This is a genomic window from Streptomyces sp. NPDC057136 (assembly GCF_042670885.1).
Lineage (GTDB): Bacteria > Actinomycetota > Actinomycetes > Streptomycetales > Streptomycetaceae > Streptomyces.
Genome location: NZ_JBHUUV010000001.1, coordinates 86,764 through 104,050 on the forward strand (window position 1 = coordinate 86,764; position 17,287 = coordinate 104,050).

A 17,287-nucleotide genomic window follows, 5' to 3' on the forward strand; every position below is an offset into this window, starting at 1 on the left:
GGCCCTCGCTGCGGTCCGCGCCCTACCTCGCCAGCTGCGCATACAGTTCTGCCAGGTCCCCGGCAAGGCCCGCCTTGACCTGCCGTGAGATGTCGTCGGCGAGAACCTCGTACGCTCCCGCCTCGACGCCGTCGAGGGCGAGTACTGCGACGTCACGAGGGTCGGACTTGGGTGCGTCGACGCCAACCGCCAGCTCCGTGTCCACGTATCCCACGTGCAGTCCGGTGACAGCGATACCGCGCGGCTGCAGCTCCAGGCGCAGGGAGTTCGTCTGCGACCACAGAGCGGCCTTGGAGGCACTGTAGGAGCCGCCGAGGGCCAGCCAGGACAGCACGGAGTGCACATTGAGGATGTGGCCGCCACCGTTGCGCTCGATGACCGGCACGAAGGCCCGGGCGACCAGCAGCGGGCCGTAGAAGTTGGTCTCGAACTCCCGGCGCACGTCGTCGACCGGCGACTCGAGGAAGGACGCGCCGACGGCCGCACCGGCGTTGTTGATCAGTACGGTGACATCTTCCGCCTGCGCGGCGGCCGCCGCCACGGAAGCCGGGTCGGTGACCTCCAGTGGCACCGGGACGGCGTCGGGATGCGTCACGCTGCGCGGGTCGCGGGCCGTGGCGTACACCTTGCCGGCGCCGCGCACATAGAGCTCCTCCACCAGGGCCTTGCCTATCCCGCGGCTGCCGCCGGTGACGAAGACGTTTGCGCCCTTCAGTGCGGTCATGACTACCTCCACAATGAGAAACCGATCGGTTTCCATTACCGTAAACCGATCGGTTTCAATGTGCAAGCTCAGACAGTGAAACGGTCCGGGCCGCGTCACCGAAGGCGGAAACGGGGGCCGAAGCGCCTCGGGGGAAGGCGCTTCGGCCCCTCCTCGCCGGGTTCAGCCCGCTACGGGAACCGGCTTGTCGGTGTCGGTCGGCACATCGGGTCTCCTTGATGCCGTACCGGGCGCAGAAGCGGGCCAGCGGGCCCGGAGCCCACCAAGCCGCCCTGCCCATCAGCTTCATGACGGCCGACCCCAGCAGGATGCGCACAACCAGCACGTCCACCAGGGCCGCGAACACCGTGCCGACGCCGAAGAGCTTCATGGTCAGCCCGCCGCTCATCCCGATCGCCGCGAGCGGCACGCACATCAGCAGCGCGGCGCTCACGACCAGGCGGCCGATGGACTGCAGCCCCGTCGCCACGGCGGCCGTGCTGTCGTCCAGTTGGTCGTACTGCCCCCGCATCCGGGACACAGGAACACCTCGTAGTCCATGGAGAGTCCGAAGATCAGCGCGAACAGCATGATCGGCACATTGGGCTCGATGTTGCCCGTCGGATCGAAGCCGAGCAGAACATGGCGCCCATCTCAGCGTCGCCGTCGAGATCGTCCGCAGGGAGCCCAGCATGCGGTCCTGCGACCACTCCAGGACAAGAAGGAAACCCTCTACGTCCTACCGGGCTCACACGCCCAGGAATACGCCCAGCGCCGCTTCCCCCCACAAACCCGTCAAGGAAGTCACCGGCGGCTGGCACCCCCCGACGCAACGCCCCGCAGCCTCCTGACCCAGCGCCCTCCGCCCACTCGCTCCACGCAGAGGTTGTCGCCATCCCTGCTTCCGACCGACCCCACCCGTACTCGGTCGCGAACGCCCTCGCTGCCATCGGCGAACACGGGAGCCTGCTCCTGGTGCAGGAGGCGTTCTTCCGTGTACGACGCTTCGACCGGATAGCGGCGAACACGGATATCAGCCGGGACATGCCGACCGCGCGGCCGGCCCTGTCGCCGGCAGGCAGCCTCCCGGCACTGCTGGGACAGAGATCAAGACCTCGACTTGGAATTTGAAAACCGATCGGTTTACGATGAGCCGAAACCGACCGGTTTCATATGAGGGAACGGTCTGAGCGCGATCTGGGCGCCGTCACCGACGGCAGTCAGGGCCACCGCTCTTCGGCGGCCGTGGGCGCCGAGGGTTGAACGTTCTGAGGGTCGCCGGCCCGCAACGACGCCGTCCGGTCTCCTCCCGATGCGGCTGTGTTGTCGAGACCGGAGTAAGTCATGAGTGGGATTCACCCCTTCCGCGTCCTGCGCGCCAAACCCCTGTGGATCGCCAACGGCGTCATCACAGGCGTTCTCGCGCTGCTGTTCACCGTGTTCTACGTCGGTGCCAACATCGATCCGGTCGATCACATGAAGAAGCTGCCCGTCGGTCTCGTCAACGCCGACAAGGGGACCGCCGCCGGGGGCAAGCAGATCAACCTGGGAGCGCAGATCACCGAGTCGGTCAAGAAGTCCACTGCGAGCGGGGACAAGATCGACTGGAAGGTGATGGACGAGAAGGAGGCGAGGGAGGAACTCGGCAAGGGCAAGCTGTACGGCGCGCTCGTCGTGCCCGACAGCTTCACCGCCTCCATCACCACACTGACCGCCGCCGCAGGCGCCAAGAGCCCCGTTCGCCCAACACTGACGGTGCTGACCAACCAGTCCGCCGGCAGCCTGGGCTCCGGCCTGGCTCGGACGGCGACGACTCAGGCGGCCGAGAGCGCCTCACTCCAGGTGGGCAGGGAACTGACCGCACGGGCCGGGCAGACCAAGCTGCCCGCAGCCACGCGCATCCTGCTCGCCGACCCCGCCGCCGTCACAGTGAAGGACGGGCACCCGCTCGACTCACACAGCGGTCTGGGCCTGACGGCGTTCTACTACGCGCTGGTCCTCGTGGTCTGCGGCATGCTCTCCGCCAACGTCATCAGCGGTCAGGTGGACCACGCCCTCGGCTACACCCACAACGACATGGGCCCGCGGCGCCTGCACCGCCCGCTGATCCGGGCGACCCGCGTGCAGACCCTCGCCATCAGCAGCACCCTCATGGCCGGACTGTCCCTGCTGATGGGGAGCCTGGTCATGGTGGGCGCGGTCGGCGTCATGGGCATGGACGCCGACCACCTGTCGCTGCTGTGGCTGTACTCGGTGTGCGCCATCGCGGTCTCCGGGATCGGTGCTCTCACACTCCTTGCCGTCTTCGGCACGCCCGGCATGCTGGTGGTCACGTTGATCTTCATCGGGATGGCGGTGCCGACGGCCGGGGCCACCACCCCCATCGAGGCGCTGCCCGCCTTCTACCGCTTCCTCGCGGAGTTCGAGCCGCTGCGGCAGATCACCGATGGCATCCGCTCGATCCTCTACTACGACGCCCAGGGCGACGCGGGTCTGACCCGGGGCTGGGTGATGATGGCCGCCGGCCTCATGGTGGCCGCGCTGTTCGGCTTCGGCGTGACGGGGTGGTACGACCGCAAGGGGCTGCACCGCATCCCGCTCGAGACGAAGGCTGAGAAAGCCGCCCTCCCGGCGTAGCGGAACGTACGCACGCGTCCACCCAGGACGGGGTCATAGTGCGGAGTGACCCCCATGTGTGTCGCCCTGCGGGGACAGCAGGCGCGCCACACCAGCAAGGCGCGGCGACGGTCTCTCCCCCGGGGCCGTCGCCGCGACTCTTTGCGGACCTCAGGTGTGCGCTCAGCTGTGCGCGGCGCCGGGTACCGCCCCCTATGGACCCCAAAAACCGATCGGTTTTCATTTCGTCGGAATCGAGTTAATCTCGCGGTATGACCACCGAGGCGAAGCCAAGTCCCCGAGAGCGGCTGCTGGAGGCGGCGGCCACGCTCACCTACCGAGATGGTGTCGGCATCGGCGTCGAGGCACTGTGCAAGGCGGCGGGGGTGTCGAAGCGCTCCATGTACCAGCTGTTCGAGAGCAAGGACGAACTGCTGGCGGCAAGCCTGGAGCAACGCGCATCTGCCTTCGTGGCGACACTCCTGCCTGCAGCTGACGATGACCGTTCACCTCGCGAGCAGATCCTGCACGTCTTCGAGCAGGTGGAGTTGCAGGCGGGTGCGCCCGAGTTCCGAGGCTGTCCGTACCTGGCTGTTCAGATCGAGCTCAAGGATCAGAGCCACCCCGCAAGCCGGGTGGCCCACCGGATCAAGGAGAACCTGACAGCCTTCTTCCGCGCCGGGGCCGAACAGGGTGGCGCAAGCAATCCCGACCTGCTGGCCCGGCAGCTCAGCCTGGTCTTCGACGGCGCCAGCGCCCGCGCAGGGATCGGAGCCGACAGGCTGACAGGGCTCATCGCGCCCACGGTGGGCACCCTGCTCGACGCAGCAGGCGTGCGCTGACGCATCCCATTTCGAGCAGGCTCGGGTGACCGATGCGCTCTTCGGGTTGATGCTCGTCTCCGGCAGCCGGCGCAGCTCCCATGGCTTCACGCCCTTGCTTCCCGGCAATCAGAGGCGAGCCCAATGGCCGTAAGGGTGTTGACGAGCATGCCGTGCGCGAGGAAGGTCGCCGTCTCGTTGACATCGCACCCCAGCGGCAGGTGCACGGTTTGCAGTTCGCTGATCCGGTCATCGCCCTGAGCCTCGGCGGCGGCCACGATGGCGTATCCCTGCATCTGCAACAGGAGCGTTTCAGGGTGCGTCGAGATCAGTCCCGTGTAAGCGTTCGTCATTGCGTGGAGGGCCTGCTCTCCGCCCTCCACGCCGTTGGCCGCCCGTTCGAAAGCCATGCGGCGTCTTCCATGCTCCGCATCAAGGCGGCGACGAAGATCGTCTTCTTGCCCGGGAAGAGCCGGAAGCGGTACGGCAATGTGACACCGACGCGCTTGGCAATGACCTCGACAGAAGTGCCGCAGTAGCCCATGAGCGCGAACTCGGCGATCACTGCGCGGATGACGCCCTCGCGTCTCTCCTGCGCACTGATCCTGCCCATGCCGTCATTCTGACTGACGCCGGCCAGGTTCCTTTCAGGCAGCAAGCCGCCTAAAGGCGCGGACCTACAGGCTCATTGCCCCTACACCACGGGATGCCGGCAGCCATGACACGGAGCCGGGCTGCTGCGCCTCATGTCAGCGCTCCGCCCGGCCGCCCCCGAGATCCCGCAGGCGCCGCGAAGCTCCCGCACCGTACGGCGCAACGCCTCGCGCGGACGCGCCGTCGAACGCACCGACCTTCCGGTGACGGATCGCCCGGAAGGCAGCCGGTGACGTGGCCCGGATCGGTTCCCTGCCCGAGCTTGCGCACGTAAACCGATCGGTTTACGGTGGAGGGAAACCGATCGGTTTCGAATGACTCAGGGAGCCTGTGATGACGAAAACTCGGCCGGTGGCACTCGTGACGGGTGCGTCATCCGGCATCGGAAGGGCAAGCGCGTTCGCACTGGTCGAAGCGGGTTTCGACGTGGTCGGCACAAGCCGCGACACCTCGCGCGTCACGCCGCTCGACGGTGTGACGTTCCTTGACCTCGACGTAGCCAGCGACGAATCGGTCACCGCCGCGGTCCAGCAGGTGGTCGACCGGTTCGGGCGGATTGACGTCCTGGTCAACAACGCCGGTATCGGCTTGACGGGGGCGGCGGAGGAAAACTCTGTCGCGCAGGCCCAGGGCGTCTTCGACATCAACGTCTTCGGCGTCATGCGCACGGTGAAGGAGGTCCTGCCGCACATGCGAGCCCGGGGAGGCGGACGCATCATCAACCTCTCGTCGATCTTCGGTCTCATCCCGGCGCCATACCTGGCTGCCTATGCCGCGTCCAAGCATGCGGTCGAGGGGTACTCCGAGTCCTTGGACCACGAGGTCCGGGAACACGGCGTGCGGGTCCTCCTCGTCGAACCCGGCGGGACCAACACCGGGTTCGAGGCGAACAGCACGCAGCCCGACACGCCCCTGCAGGTCTACGAGAAGCAGCGCCGCATCGCCGACCAGGTGATCGCGACGTCGGTCAGGGACGGCGACGCCCCCGCCACCGTCGCCAAGGCGATCGTGGCGGCAGCGACGGACCGGAATCCGAAGCTGCGGTACACCACCGGCCCGCTGGCAGGGCGCATCAGCACGCTGCGCCGCATCGTTCCCTCCCGGATCTTCTACACCCAGATCCGCAAGTACAACCGACTGGCCGGCTGACGCAAAGAGACCCAATACCGCGTTCACTCCAAGCAGCCCAAGGCGGTCGCCGACCACATCCGGGCTTTCTGAACAGCTGACTCACCCAACCAGACAGAGGACACATTGATGCCAGAGCGCACTCCCATCCTGATCACCGGTGCCGCCGGCGAAATCGGTGGCGTGAGCCGAACGATGGTCGACATGCTGCTTGAACAAGGGCACCCGGTGCGCGCGTTCGTGCGCCAGGACGACGAACGCGCCCACTCGCTCCGCCAGGCAGGGGCCGAGGTCTTCGTCGGTGACCTGCTCACCATCGCCGATGTGAGCGCCGCGCTGAAGGGCGTCCGCCGCATCTACTTCAGCATGAGCCTGTCGCCGTACTACACCGACGCCGTCAGCTTGATGGCGGCGGCGGCACGGGCCCAGGGCGACATCGAGGTCTTCGTCAACATCTCCGAGTACGAGCAGTCGTTCATGACGTTCGAGAAGATGACCGCGCCGGAGGAAGAACGGCGTGCGTGGCTCGGCGGACTCATCGCGGACTGGTCACCGCAGCAGCGGGCTCACTGGGTCGCCGAGCAGGTGCTGGACTGGTCCGGCCTCCCGACCGTCAACGTGCGGGCGGCCATGTTCGTCGAGAACCCCATCTTGACCTGGCTTGCGCTGGCCCCGCTGAGCAACGGTGAACTGCGCCTGCCCTTCGGCCACCACCGGCTCGCGCCCATCGTCGGTTACGACGTGGCGGAGCTGTGCGTGAAGATCCTGGTCGACCCGGCGCCACACATCTCGAAGTCCTACGAGCTCAATGGTCCGGAACTGAAGGACATGCACGGGTTCGCACAGGACTACGGGGCCGCGCTGGGACGCCAGGTCGTCTACGTTCCCGAAGACGTCGAAACCTGGAACGAGACCTACGTGGACAGTGCCCTGGCCGAGTTTCCGCACACTGCGGAGCACCTGAAGGCCCTGACCCGGCTGATGGGCGGCGGGGGGTACCGCGGCGTCACCGACCAGCTGGAAACCCTGCTCGGGCGCCCGCCGAAGACCGTGCGTTGGGCGCTGGAGAACCATCCGCGCATCCGGAAGCCGGCGTCTGCCTGAGCCGCTGAGCGATCCCGAACGCCGTCAATCGACGCCCGTGGGCTGTAACGACAAGAGTCCGTGCCCTCCCGGGAACGGAGCCGTGCACGCCGGAGAGCGATGCCTCTGCGAATGCATGCTCGGCCCGCAGCGACGAGGCCGCGGGCCGAGCGGACTGTGAGCACGGGAGCCCAGTGCCGCTGAGCCGTCAGTAACGTGCGGGTGGGCGCCTGGGTCAGTCGGCCATGTTGCCCATCTTCCAGACAGTCATGGATTTGACGACGCTGCCGTCCCCGAACAGTCGCAGGCCCAGGGAGTCCTGCCGGAAGGGGTAGGCGCGGGTGGTGATGGACTTGTGTGAGTTCGCGTACGCCTCGATCATCGAGCGATCGAGGAACACGTCGAGTGTCAGGTTGCCGTCGGAGAGCGTCAGCGGGCCCTTCTGGATGCCGAGGTCGGGCTCGGCGCTGGAGTTGTTCCCGGATCGTGTTCGGTCGACGCCCAGTTGTCCTGCGGCGGCGTCGTAGAAGAGCCGGGTGCGTTCCTCGTCTCCGGGGCTGCGGAGCACGTCGAGTCCGAAGGTGCCGGCGCTGCCTCGCTCCATGGTCAGCTTGATGTGGAGCATGTCTCCCTTGATGTCGGCCAGGCGCGTGTTGGCGTCGGTGACGGAGGTCGGTCCGCTGATGTCCAGGAGCGGTTCGCCGGTGTGGAGGCGGGAGACCTCCTCCACGGGGCTGAGGCCCAGGTCTCCGTCGGGCAGCATGGACAGTTCGACGGGGAGGCCGGCGTTGTGGGCCCAGCCGGCGTCGTAGTGGGCGCGTTCCGTGCGCCGGTCCTGGGCGATGCTGAAGACGAGCGAGCGTCCCTTGTCGTCCACCGTTCCGCTGGGGCCGGTGAAGTGGTCGCCGTAGTCCAGCAGCCTGGGCGTGGTGGTGTCGGGTATCCAGCGGCGGGTTTGGGCGTCCCAGGTGCCGACCCAGTAGTAGACGTACTTGCTGCTGTACTCGCCGGGGCCGGCGGGGAAGGCCGGGTTGACGAGCAGCGCCCGGCGCTGGCGGCCTTCGGCGTCCTTTCCGATGGGCAGGAAGGTGGGAAGCTCCCAGACCTGGCCGGTCTTGGGGTGGGCCGCCACGTCACCGACCATCAGGGGTCCCGAGTAGGTCCAGTCGGTGAGGTTCTTGGAGGTGTAGAGGAGGGCGGTGCCACCGACGTCGGTGCCCGAGGTGGTCTGGACGCCTGAGCCCATCAGCTGGAACCAGGTGTCCCCCTCCTTCCAGACGTAGGGGTCGCGGAAGTCGCCGTAGCGGACCTTCCGTCCGTCACCGACGTTCAGATCGGCGGTCTGGCTGGTGACCAGGGTGGGGTGCATCTTCCACTCGACCAGGTCGGGGTCGCTGGGGTCGACGGGGCGTGCGAGGCCGGTCGCCTGGTTGGGGCGTTGGGAGTCGTTGCCGGCCGTGAACAGCAGGACGGGGACGCCGTTCTCGTCGAGCGTCGAGTCGCCGGACCAGACGCCGTCGGGTGCCACACTGTCGGCGGTGGGGGCGAGGGCGGCGGGCAGGTCACGCCAGTGCACCAGGTCCTCGCTGACCGCGTGCCCCCAGCTGATGTTGTGCCAGTAGGGGCCGTGGGAGTTGTGCTGGTAGAAGAGGTGGTACTTGCCGTTGACCTGGATGGGGGCGTGGGGTTCGTTCATCCAGTGGTTGGGGGCGGTGAAGTGGTAGCCCGGACGGTAGCGGTCACCGTCGTAGCGTGAGCGGTCCATGTCCATGCGGGCTTCGGGGATGCTGCCTCCGCCGAACGTCCGCATGTCCTGGTCATGGCTCGCCGCGACGGAGGCGGAGGTGAGCGGGTTGGTGTGGACCTTCACCTCGTCGATGAGGCCGTTGAACATGTTCGCGGCGAAGGTGCCGTTGATGACGGTGGGCTGATTGTGACGCCCGATGATCAGGGGGACGTCGGCCTTGGCCAGACGGGCGGTTGCGGGGATGGTGGTCTGGGCGACCTGCTCGCCGTTCAGGTACAGCCTGATGGCGCTTTGGCTCGGCGCGAAGACCGCGGCGAGATGGGCCCATTTACCTGCGGCGAGGGCCGCTGTCTTGGGGACTGCCGTCTCGTACCAGGCGTCACCGGTGCCGACACCGAACTCCCACATCCCGTGCCGGCCGACGCCGAGGGAGAAGCCGCGGCGTGCGCCCTTGTCCTGCTGGTTGACGATGGCGGAGGGCTTGCCCTCGTCGCCCCATTCGAAGGCGCGTGGCGCGACCCACCCTTCGACGGTCATGCCGTCCGTGGGGAGCTGTGTCTGTGACGCGGCGCGTGTGACCCAGGTGGAGTAGCCGTCGAACAGGAGGGCGCCGGAGAGGTCGCCTTCCTCTTCGGACTCAGTGCGCCACAGAGGGTCGCTGTCCGGCTTGTACACCGCGTCGTTGAAGACGTAGCTGATGGGGTCCGCGGCCTGGCTGATCCGCTCCGTGGTCGCGGTGCCCTGGCCTTCGGCGAAGTCCCAGTAGGCGGCCAGCCCTTCCTGGGCCGGGTCGGGCGCCTTGTCGATTCCGACTCGGATGTCGTCGAGGTTGATGTGGCCCCAGCCTCCGGTGGCCTGGTCGACCGCGGTGATGCGCAGTTGTTCGCCGAGGTGGTCGCGGGCGTCCCAGGTGACGCGGCGGTACGCCTCGTCGTCGGTTCCGGTGGCCTTGTGCAGGATGGTTCCGTCCAGTGCCGTCAGTGCGACGTACAGCTGGGCTTCGTTACGGCCGCCGGACACCAGGGCGCTGACCATTCCCGTACCGGTCAGTGTGAACGGTTCGGATGTGACGCTTCCGGTGGGGGCGTCGCTGCCGCCGGCGAATCCCCACAGGTGGTGGGTGCCCTCCTGGTTGAAGCAGCAGCCCCACCCCCAGCCCGGCTCGTCGGTGACCGATCCGTTGAAGGCTGTTCCGGTGGTGGTCCAACCGCTGAGATCGCCGGTTTCGAAGCGGGGGTTGGACAGGGTGGTCTCGCTTGCGATGGCGGGCTCCGACATCAGGGACGATGTCAGCCCGAGACATACCGTGAGCGCGAGCAGCAGGCGCACAACGCCACGCCTGGTTCCTGTCGTTGGTCTGGCTGGTGATCGCGTTCGCATCCGAACCTCCGGTGACGGGGTTGAGGTGTGTGGGCCGGGCAGGGCGTTGTCCTGGACGCCGGCGGGTGCAGGACATCGAGTGCGGGGAGGCGAGGTGGGGCGGGTGCTCAGGGGCGCCGGACGGGAACGTTGACGTCGTCGACGCTGATGTGGCCCCAGCCGCCGGTGGCGCGGTCCACGATCTCGACGTAGATCCGGTCACCGATGTGGGCGGACAGGTCGAAGACGACACGGCGGTACTGCTCGGCGCCGCGGCCGGTGGCCTTGGCCAGCACCTTGCCGCGACCACCGCGTAGAGCCGGTCAAGGTCGTTGCCGCCGGACACGAGCAGGTCGATCACGCCGTCTCCGCCGAGGACCACGGTGGCGGAGCGCAGCACGCCGGTGGCATTCGAACGAGAGCGGTACGACGGCGCCGCCGACAGCGGCGGACACGACCCTGAGGGCTGTTCTTCTCCTCATGCAAGCTCCTGGAGTGCGCGGCAGTCCGACACCCTGCCAAATCGTTTTAGGTGATGGGTCGGCATGGTTCGCGCGCCGCCGCCGCTAAAGCAAGAGCTAACGCATACGGATTTCGACTTCGCATCCCCTAGAGGTCCTCAAATCGCCCTATAAAGTCACCGTTACGCAGGCGAGATGTCCGGGGTGTTGACAGCACATGACGGGTGAAGCACTCTCGTCACACCTTGCTAATCCGATTTAGCCAAACGGAGCTGATCCGCTGATGCCCGAACGCCGCGTGACCATGGCCGACGTTGCCCGCAAGGCGGGCGTCTCGCCGACGACCGCGTCGTTCGCTCTGTCCGGCCGCACCGACATGCGCATCTCCGACGCCTCACGGGAACGCGTACTGGAGGCCGCCCGGGAGCTGGACTACCGTCCGAACGTCACCGCGCGCAGCCTGCGGACGAAGTCCACCCAGACGATCGGGTTCGTTTCGGACCGGATCACCACGACACCGTTCGCGGGCGATGTGATCCGCGGCGCCATGGAGGCCGCCCGGGAACGGGACCACCTGCTGTTCATCACAGAGGCGGGCGGCGACCGCGCCGCCGAGTCGTCGCTGGTCCACGCACTGCTGGACCGCCAGGTCGACGCGGTGATCTACGCGTCCATGTTCACCCGGTATGTGACCCCGCCCAAGGAGCTGTTCGGGCGCCGGGTGGTTCTGCTGAACTGCCTGGCCCCCGGCTTCGACGCGCCCTCCGTCGTCCCGGACGAGTTCGAGGCCGGGCGGGACGCGGCCCGTGCTCTGCTCGCGGCCGGTCACACGGAGGGCATCTGGGCGATCGGCGGCCATCAGGCCGTTCCGGCCACACCCGAGGGAATCATCGCCGGCAACGAGCGCATGCGCGGCCTGGAGGAGGTCCTTCGGGAGGGCGGTGCACGCCTGGAAGGCGTCATCGAGTGCGACTGGGACACGCTTGACGGCTACCGGGAGGTTTCCGCCCTGCTGGCGGCGGGTCATAGGCCCCGGGCGCTGGTGTGTCTGGCCGATCGGGTGTCCTTCGGCGCCTACCAGGCGCTCGGTGAGGCGGGTCTGTCGGTGCCCGGCGATGTGTCGGTCATCTCGTTCGACGACCAGGACATCGCGTCCGTGCTGCGTCCGGCGCTCACCACGCTAAGGCTGCCGCACTACCAACTCGGACGCTTCGCGATGGAGTTGATTCTCCGCGCGGGTCCGCTCGAAGCAGTCGTACACCGAGTGCCCATGCCGCTGCAGAACCGTGCCTCCATCGGCACTCCCACCAGAGGCTGACACCGGCACCCGAAGACAGTCGTCCCGTCGCCCCACCGATGATTCCGGGGCGGGCGACGGGACGGCCACCAAGAACAGCGACCGTCGCAACCGGTCGCCGAGGGCGGGTCCTGCAAGACCCGTCTCAGTGAGATGGAGGAACCTCATGATGTTCAGAACAAGGCGCCTCGCTGCTGCGAGTGTAGCCGTCACCGCGGCGACCGCGCTGGTCGCCGGATGCACGTCCGGGAGCGGGAGCACGTCCGGTGCCAGCGGCGACACACTGACGCTGTGGACGCACAACGCCGGCAACTCGGTGGAACTCGATGTCGTCAAGAAGATCATCAAGGACTTCAACGGCTCCCAGGACAAGTACAAGGTCAAGCTTCAGGCGTTCCCGCAGAGCGACTACAACAACTCGGTCGTGGCCGCCGCCTCGGCCCGCAAGCTGCCCTGCCTGCTCGACGTGGACGGCCCCAACGTGGCGAACTGGGCATGGGGCGGCTATCTGTCCCCGATCGACGTCTCCGGCAGTGACGTGCCCTTGTCCGACCAGCTGGCCAGCACCGTCGGACGGTACAAGGACAAGCTCTACGCGTTCGGCTTCTACGACGTCTCCCTGGCCTTCTTCGCCCGCAAGTCCGTACTGAACGGGCACGACATCCGTATCCCCACCATGGACAAGCCCTGGACGAAGGACGAGTTCGACGCGGCGCTCGCCAAGCTGAAGAAGAGCGGCAAGTTCGAATACCCGCTTGAGATGGGCACCGGCGGCACAGGCGAGTGGTGGTCGTACGCCTACTCCCCGCAGCTGCAGAGCTTCGGCGGGGACCTGATCGACCGTGACGACTACAAGACCGCCTCGGGCACCCTCGACGGCAAGAACTCCGTGGAGTGGGGCACCTGGTTCCACTCGCTGGTGGCCAAGGACTACATGGCGAAGAAGTCCGGAGCCGACCCCAACAAGGACTTCCTGGCCGGCAAGAGCGCCATCCAGTGGGACGGCAGCTGGAACGCGGCCAAGAACGCCGAGAAGCTCGGCGACGACCTGGCGATCATCCCACCGGTGGACTTCGGCAACGGGCCCAAGATCGGCGGCTCCTCCTGGCAGTGGGCGATGAGTTCCACGTGCTCCAACAAGGCCGGTGCGCACGAGTGGCTGAAGTTCTCCCGCCAGACCAAGTACTTCACCGACTACGCCAAGGCGACTAGCACCATCCCGGCCACCGACGCCGCCGCGCGGCAGATCGCGGACTATCAGCCGGGCGGCAAGTTCGACGTGCTCGTCCAGTTCGCGCACAAGTACGCGATGGTGCGCCCGGCCACCCCGGCCTACCCCTACATCTCCACCGAGTTCGAGAAGGCGGCCAAGGACATCCTGGCCGGCGCCGACCCCGAGAACGCTCTCGGTCAGGCCACGAAGGACATCGACAACAACCTGAAGACGAACAACTACTACTCGGACTGACCCGCCCCGGTCCGGTTCGGGCGCGACCACCCCGCCCCAAACCGGCCGACCCTCTGGAGATACCGTGACCACCATGATCGCAGCCCTGGAGCGGCTGCGTCCGGTCCGGCGAACCCGAACGACCAACGCCCGTCGCCGGGAGAGCCTCACCGCCCTCGGCATGGCCACCCCGGCCGTCGTGCTACTGATCGTCTTTCTCGTCGTACCGGTCGCTCTCGCCTTCGCCCTGGCGTTCACCGACGCGAGGCTCGTCTCGCCCACCCCAGCCCGCTTCGTGGGCCTGAGGAACTTCACCCTGCTCTTCCAGGACCCGGTCTTCTACAAGTCCCTGCGCAACACGGCCTACTTCGCTGCCGTCGTCGTCCCGCTCCAGGCCGGACTCGCCTTGGTGCTGGCACTGCTGGTCAACGCCAAGGTACGCGGCGTCAACTTCTTCCGTACCGTGTACTTCCTGCCGGTCGTCACCTCGATGGTCGTGGTGTCCCTCCTGTGGACCTTCCTCTACCGGAAGGACGGTCTGGTCAACCACGTCATCTCCACGCTCACCCTCGGCCATTTCGAGGGCCCGGACTGGCTGGGCGACCCGGCCACCGCGATGCCCGCCATCATCCTGATGTCGGTGTGGCAGGGCGTCGGCTTCCACATGATCATCTGGCTGGCCGGCCTGCAGACGATCCCCGCCGAACTGTACGAGGCCGCCGATCTCGACGGAGCCACCCGCTGGCACCGCTTCCGCCACGTCACCTGGCCGGGACTGCGCGCCACCCGCACGTTCGTGCTCGTCACCATCACCATCGCGGCGCTCAGCCTCTTCACCCAGATCAGGGTGATGACGCAAGGCGGACCTCTCGACTCCACCACCACCGTCGTCTACCAGGCGGTGCACACCGGCTACGACCAGCAGCAGACCGCCTACGCGGCGGCCATCTCGCTGATCTTCTTCGTGCTCGTACTGACCGTGTCCCTCGTCCAGCGCTTCCTGACCCGGGAGAAGGACTGACATGACTTCCTTCCTCAAGCACCTCGGCGGTCACGCCGGCCGAGTCGTTCTGGCCCTGGTCTTCGCGCTCCCGCTCGTCTTCATGCTCGTCTCGTCGTTCAAGCCGGACGACCAGATCTTCGGTGACCTTGACTCCCTGCGTGCCTTCCTGCCGGTCGGCGCCCTGTCACTGGACAACTACACGAGTGTGTTCGAGCGTGTCCCGGCGGCACGGTTCCTGCTGAACTCCGTGCTGATCTCCTCGATCACCGTGGTGCTCGGCATCGTCGTCAACAGCATGGCCGCCTTCGCCCTGTCACGGATGCAGTGGCCCGGCCGAAAGCTCGTCCTGACCGCGGTCATCGCCACCCTCATCGTGCCGTTCGAGACGTTCGCACTGCCGCTGGTGTGGTGGGTCAACCAACTGCCGCTGCTCCGCGTCAACGGCTTCCACGTGGAGTGGACTACCGGCTGGATGGACACGTACCAGGTGCAGGTGCTGCCGTTCGTCGCCAACGCCTTCTCGGTCTTCTTCTTCCACCAGTACTTCCAGAGCATCCCCAAGGAGCTGGACGAGGCAGCAATCATGGACGGCGCCGGCTGGTTCACCATCTACCGCCGCATCGTCATGCCACTGTCCGGACCGGCCATCGCCACCGTGGCCATCCTCACCTTCCTGCCGGCCTGGAACTCCTACCTGTGGCCGCTCATGGTCGTGCAGAGCGAGGAACTGCGGCCGGTGATGGTGGGTATCTCCTACTTCTTCCAGCTGAACGTGGGCTGGGGCCAGATCATGGCGTACTCCTCCATGATCACCGTGCCGATCCTGGCTCTCTTCGTGGCGTTCCAGCGGTCCTTCGTCAACAGCATCGCCTCCACCGGCGTCAAGGGCTGACCCCCCCACAACGGCACCGCGCCGTTCGTCCCTCCTCGTGCTCATGACTCCCGTGTGCCGCGCGCAACTTGAGAAAGGCCCCGTGTGTCCACGTCGCCTGCCGACCCCCACCTCCCGGCCGTACATCTGCGACCGCCCCGCAACTGGATCAACGACCCCAATGGGCTGGTCTTCCACGACGGCCACTACCACGTGTTCTTCCAGTACAACCCGCACGGCCCGCAGCACTCGAACATGCACTGGGGCCACTTCCGCAGCCCCGACCTGATCAACTGGGAGCCCCTCCCCGTCGCCCTCACCCCGACGCCCGGCGGCGACGACGCCGACGGCTGCTACTCGGGCAACGCCGTCTCCGTCGACGACCGCATGGTGGCCTTCTACTCCGCCCACCGCAACGACCGCTGGTGGCAGCCCATCACGACCGCCGAGTCGTACGACAACGGCCACACATGGGCCAAACGTCCGGAACTGCTCATCGCTGAGCCGCCTGTCAACACCACCATGTACCGGGACCCCTACGTCTGGCGGCAGGACGAGCGCTGGCGGATGCTGGTCGGCTCGGCCCTCGACGACGGCCGCGCCGCGGCGCTGCTGTACGAGTCCGACGATCTGGAACACTGGGCGTACCGCGGCCCCTTCCACACCAGCGACGCCGCGGCCGGCACGGGCCCGATCGGCTGGGAGTGCCCCCAGTACGCGACCTTCGGCGACCGGAGCCTCCTGATCGTCAGCGACTGGACCCCGCAGGACGGCCCCAGTCACACAACCGTCCACACCGGCCTTGAAAAGAACGGCCGCTTCACGGCAGCCGCCTCGCCCGTACCGCTGGACCACGGCCCCGACATCTACGCCCCTGCCCTGCTGAAGGCTCCCGGGGAAGACCGATGGCTGTTGTGGGGCTGGGCCTGGGAGGCCCGCGACAGCGGCTGGGCGCACGAAACGGGCTGGGCAGGCGTCCTCACGCTTCCCCGCGAGGTGAGCCTCACCGCCGACGGCACGGTCGTCCAACGCCCTGCCCGCGAACTGCTGGCCCTGCGCGGCGCGCGTGTACTCCACCGCACCGGGCACGTCACGCGGCCCGCGCCGGCCGAACTCGGTCAGGTCAGCCGCACCTTCGACCTCACCGCCGCCCTGATCCCCGACACCTCGGGTACGAGCGGCCTGCGCCTGGTCACCTCGGCTGACGGCTCCGAGTACCTCGACATCAACCTCGACCCCGCGGCAGGGCATCTCATCGTCGACCGCGGCCACGCGTCACTGGACGCGCGAGCGCGGGGAGGCTCGTACACCGTCCCGTGTCCGACCGCGACGCGCCCCGGCACCCCCGTCGAACTGCGCGTGATCGTGGACCGCTCGATAGCCGAGGTCTATCTGGCCGACGAGCAGGTCCTCACCCTGAGGTTCTATCCGGTCGCCGACGGGCCGTGGCTGCTGCAGGCACGCACGACAGGCATCGGGCGCAGTGAATTCGCCGTCGAGGCATGGAACTTGGCCCCGTTTGGTGTCCGTCAGGAAACCCTTCTGGTGGGTCGGGGACAGGACGCCTAACTCCTCTGTCACACGAATCCTGACGACCGGACTGGTACGCCTTCCTCCAGAGCACGTCCACCTGAAAGACCGGTTCCTCCTGCGCGCGTTCAGGCGACACAGTCTGCAACGTTGGCCCACCACATCCCGCAACTCGCTCGGCCCGCCGGGGCCTCGGACCGCAGCGCGCTGCCCATCGCCGGCAACGACCCCGACGCGAAAGCTCAGGCAGCGGAGCTGATTGACCGGCTCGGCTTCGACACCGTCGACGCCGGAACACTGGACGACAGCTGGCGCTTCGAACCGGAGTCCGGCGCCTACACCCGCGTCTACCTCGCCGCCCCCGACGTGCCGGCCGAGCACATGCTCCAGTCCCCCGCCGCGCCGCTCCCGGCCGACAAGCTGCACGCCGCGCTGGAGACAGCCCAACGCGTGAAGGTGGCCGAACGCACCTTCTGAGAGGGCGCTTGACGTGGGCGGATTGCCCTTTTGCTGCCGGGGTCGTCTCAGTCGCTTCGCTCACTCGCTCCAGTTAGCGAGCTGCCCGCC

General features: G+C 67.4%; 14 protein-coding genes and 1 pseudogene. 10 read left to right on the plus strand and 5 right to left on the minus strand.

Annotation, left to right across the window (positions count from 1 at the left end; all coding sequences use genetic code 11):
* Positions 1-22 precede the first annotated feature (22 nt).
* Together ACFT7S_RS00415 and ACFT7S_RS00420 are read right to left on the minus strand one after the other, a co-directional pair.
* A complete protein-coding gene (locus ACFT7S_RS00415; RefSeq protein WP_382724996.1) occupies positions 23-724 on the minus strand; it encodes an SDR family oxidoreductase in 702 nt (233 codons plus the stop codon).
* Between the two features lie 55 nt (positions 725-779).
* The gene (locus tag ACFT7S_RS00420; protein WP_382725870.1) at positions 780-1,235 is read right to left on the minus strand and encodes an MMPL family transporter; all 456 of its coding nucleotides are present in this window, start codon (positions 1,233-1,235) and stop codon (positions 780-782) included.
* A gap of 812 nt (positions 1,236-2,047) precedes the next feature.
* Between ACFT7S_RS00420 and ACFT7S_RS00425 the strand changes: the two genes are divergently transcribed.
* Positions 2,048-3,340: an SNG1 family protein gene (locus ACFT7S_RS00425; RefSeq protein ID WP_382724998.1), complete on the plus strand. Its 1,293-nt coding sequence runs from the start codon at positions 2,048-2,050 to the stop codon at positions 3,338-3,340.
* Between the two features lie 251 nt (positions 3,341-3,591).
* Positions 3,592-4,161 (plus strand): TetR/AcrR family transcriptional regulator, encoded by a 570-nt coding sequence (locus ACFT7S_RS00430; RefSeq protein WP_382725000.1) that lies wholly within the window; start codon positions 3,592-3,594, stop codon positions 4,159-4,161.
* Between the two features lie 86 nt (positions 4,162-4,247).
* Here the strand turns inward: ACFT7S_RS00430 and ACFT7S_RS00435 are convergent.
* A pseudogene (locus ACFT7S_RS00435) lies at positions 4,248-4,753 on the minus strand (TetR/AcrR family transcriptional regulator).
* Positions 4,754-5,127: 374 nt separating this feature from the next.
* Here ACFT7S_RS00435 and ACFT7S_RS00440 point away from each other — a divergent pair.
* Positions 5,128-5,943 (plus strand): oxidoreductase, encoded by an 816-nt coding sequence (locus tag ACFT7S_RS00440; protein ID WP_382725002.1) that lies wholly within the window; start codon positions 5,128-5,130, stop codon positions 5,941-5,943.
* 183 nt (positions 5,944-6,126) lie between these two features.
* Positions 6,127-7,026 carry an NAD(P)H-binding protein gene (locus ACFT7S_RS00445; protein WP_382725004.1) on the plus strand — a complete coding sequence of 300 codons (900 nt, stop codon included), beginning with the start codon at positions 6,127-6,129 and terminating at the stop codon, positions 7,024-7,026.
* A gap of 214 nt (positions 7,027-7,240) precedes the next feature.
* Here ACFT7S_RS00445 and ACFT7S_RS00450 read toward each other — a convergent pair whose 3' ends face one another.
* Together ACFT7S_RS00450 and ACFT7S_RS00455 are read right to left on the minus strand one after the other, a co-directional pair.
* Positions 7,241-10,030 carry a GH32 C-terminal domain-containing protein gene (locus ACFT7S_RS00450; protein ID WP_382725006.1) on the minus strand — a complete coding sequence of 930 codons (2,790 nt, stop codon included), beginning with the start codon at positions 10,028-10,030 and terminating at the stop codon, positions 7,241-7,243.
* A gap of 209 nt (positions 10,031-10,239) precedes the next feature.
* Positions 10,240-10,407, minus strand: coding sequence for a hypothetical protein (locus tag ACFT7S_RS00455; RefSeq protein WP_382725008.1), 168 nt, complete (start codon positions 10,405-10,407; stop codon positions 10,240-10,242).
* A 448-nt stretch (positions 10,408-10,855) separates the two neighbouring features.
* Here ACFT7S_RS00455 and ACFT7S_RS00460 point away from each other — a divergent pair, with 448 nt between their 5' ends.
* The 6 genes from ACFT7S_RS00460 (at position 10,856) to ACFT7S_RS00485 (ending at position 17,197) form a co-directional block, all read left to right on the plus strand.
* Positions 10,856-11,890: a LacI family DNA-binding transcriptional regulator gene (locus ACFT7S_RS00460; protein ID WP_382725010.1), complete on the plus strand. Its 1,035-nt coding sequence runs from the start codon at positions 10,856-10,858 to the stop codon at positions 11,888-11,890.
* A 145-nt stretch (positions 11,891-12,035) separates the two neighbouring features.
* Positions 12,036-13,337 (plus strand): sugar ABC transporter substrate-binding protein, encoded by a 1,302-nt coding sequence (locus ACFT7S_RS00465; RefSeq protein ID WP_382725012.1) that lies wholly within the window; start codon positions 12,036-12,038, stop codon positions 13,335-13,337.
* Positions 13,338-13,410: 73 nt separating this feature from the next.
* Complete coding sequence (locus tag ACFT7S_RS00470) at positions 13,411-14,337, plus strand: carbohydrate ABC transporter permease (protein ID WP_382725871.1); 927 nt, start codon at positions 13,411-13,413, stop codon at positions 14,335-14,337.
* 1 nt (position 14,338) lies between these two features.
* On the plus strand, positions 14,339-15,211 hold the full coding sequence (locus ACFT7S_RS00475; protein ID WP_382725014.1) for a carbohydrate ABC transporter permease: 873 nt from the start codon (positions 14,339-14,341) through the stop codon (positions 15,209-15,211).
* Between the two features lie 84 nt (positions 15,212-15,295).
* On the plus strand, positions 15,296-16,759 hold the full coding sequence (locus ACFT7S_RS00480) for a glycoside hydrolase family 32 protein (protein WP_382725016.1): 1,464 nt from the start codon (positions 15,296-15,298) through the stop codon (positions 16,757-16,759).
* 111 nt (positions 16,760-16,870) lie between these two features.
* The gene (locus tag ACFT7S_RS00485; RefSeq protein ID WP_382725018.1) at positions 16,871-17,197 is read left to right on the plus strand and encodes a hypothetical protein; all 327 of its coding nucleotides are present in this window, start codon (positions 16,871-16,873) and stop codon (positions 17,195-17,197) included.
* The last annotated feature ends 90 nt before the right edge of the window (positions 17,198-17,287 follow it).

Coding starts and splice junctions, on each gene's coding strand:
- ACFT7S_RS00465 (WP_382725012.1), top strand. CDS start 12,036: ATGATGTTCAGAACAAGGCGCCTCGCTGCTGCGAGTGTAGCCGTCACC.
- ACFT7S_RS00475 (WP_382725014.1), top strand. CDS start 14,339: ATGACTTCCTTCCTCAAGCACCTCGGCGGTCACGCCGGCCGAGTCGTT.
- ACFT7S_RS00415 (WP_382724996.1), bottom strand. CDS start 724: ATGACCGCACTGAAGGGCGCAAACGTCTTCGTCACCGGCGGCAGCCGC.
- ACFT7S_RS00445 (WP_382725004.1), top strand. CDS start 6,127: ATGCTGCTTGAACAAGGGCACCCGGTGCGCGCGTTCGTGCGCCAGGAC.
- ACFT7S_RS00420 (WP_382725870.1), bottom strand. CDS start 1,235: ATGCGGGGGCAGTACGACCAACTGGACGACAGCACGGCCGCCGTGGCG.
- ACFT7S_RS00460 (WP_382725010.1), top strand. CDS start 10,856: ATGCCCGAACGCCGCGTGACCATGGCCGACGTTGCCCGCAAGGCGGGC.
- ACFT7S_RS00470 (WP_382725871.1), top strand. CDS start 13,411: ATGATCGCAGCCCTGGAGCGGCTGCGTCCGGTCCGGCGAACCCGAACG.
- ACFT7S_RS00425 (WP_382724998.1), top strand. CDS start 2,048: ATGAGTGGGATTCACCCCTTCCGCGTCCTGCGCGCCAAACCCCTGTGG.
- ACFT7S_RS00450 (WP_382725006.1), bottom strand. CDS start 10,030: ATGTCGGAGCCCGCCATCGCAAGCGAGACCACCCTGTCCAACCCCCGC.
- ACFT7S_RS00440 (WP_382725002.1), top strand. CDS start 5,128: ATGACGAAAACTCGGCCGGTGGCACTCGTGACGGGTGCGTCATCCGGC.
- ACFT7S_RS00430 (WP_382725000.1), top strand. CDS start 3,592: ATGACCACCGAGGCGAAGCCAAGTCCCCGAGAGCGGCTGCTGGAGGCG.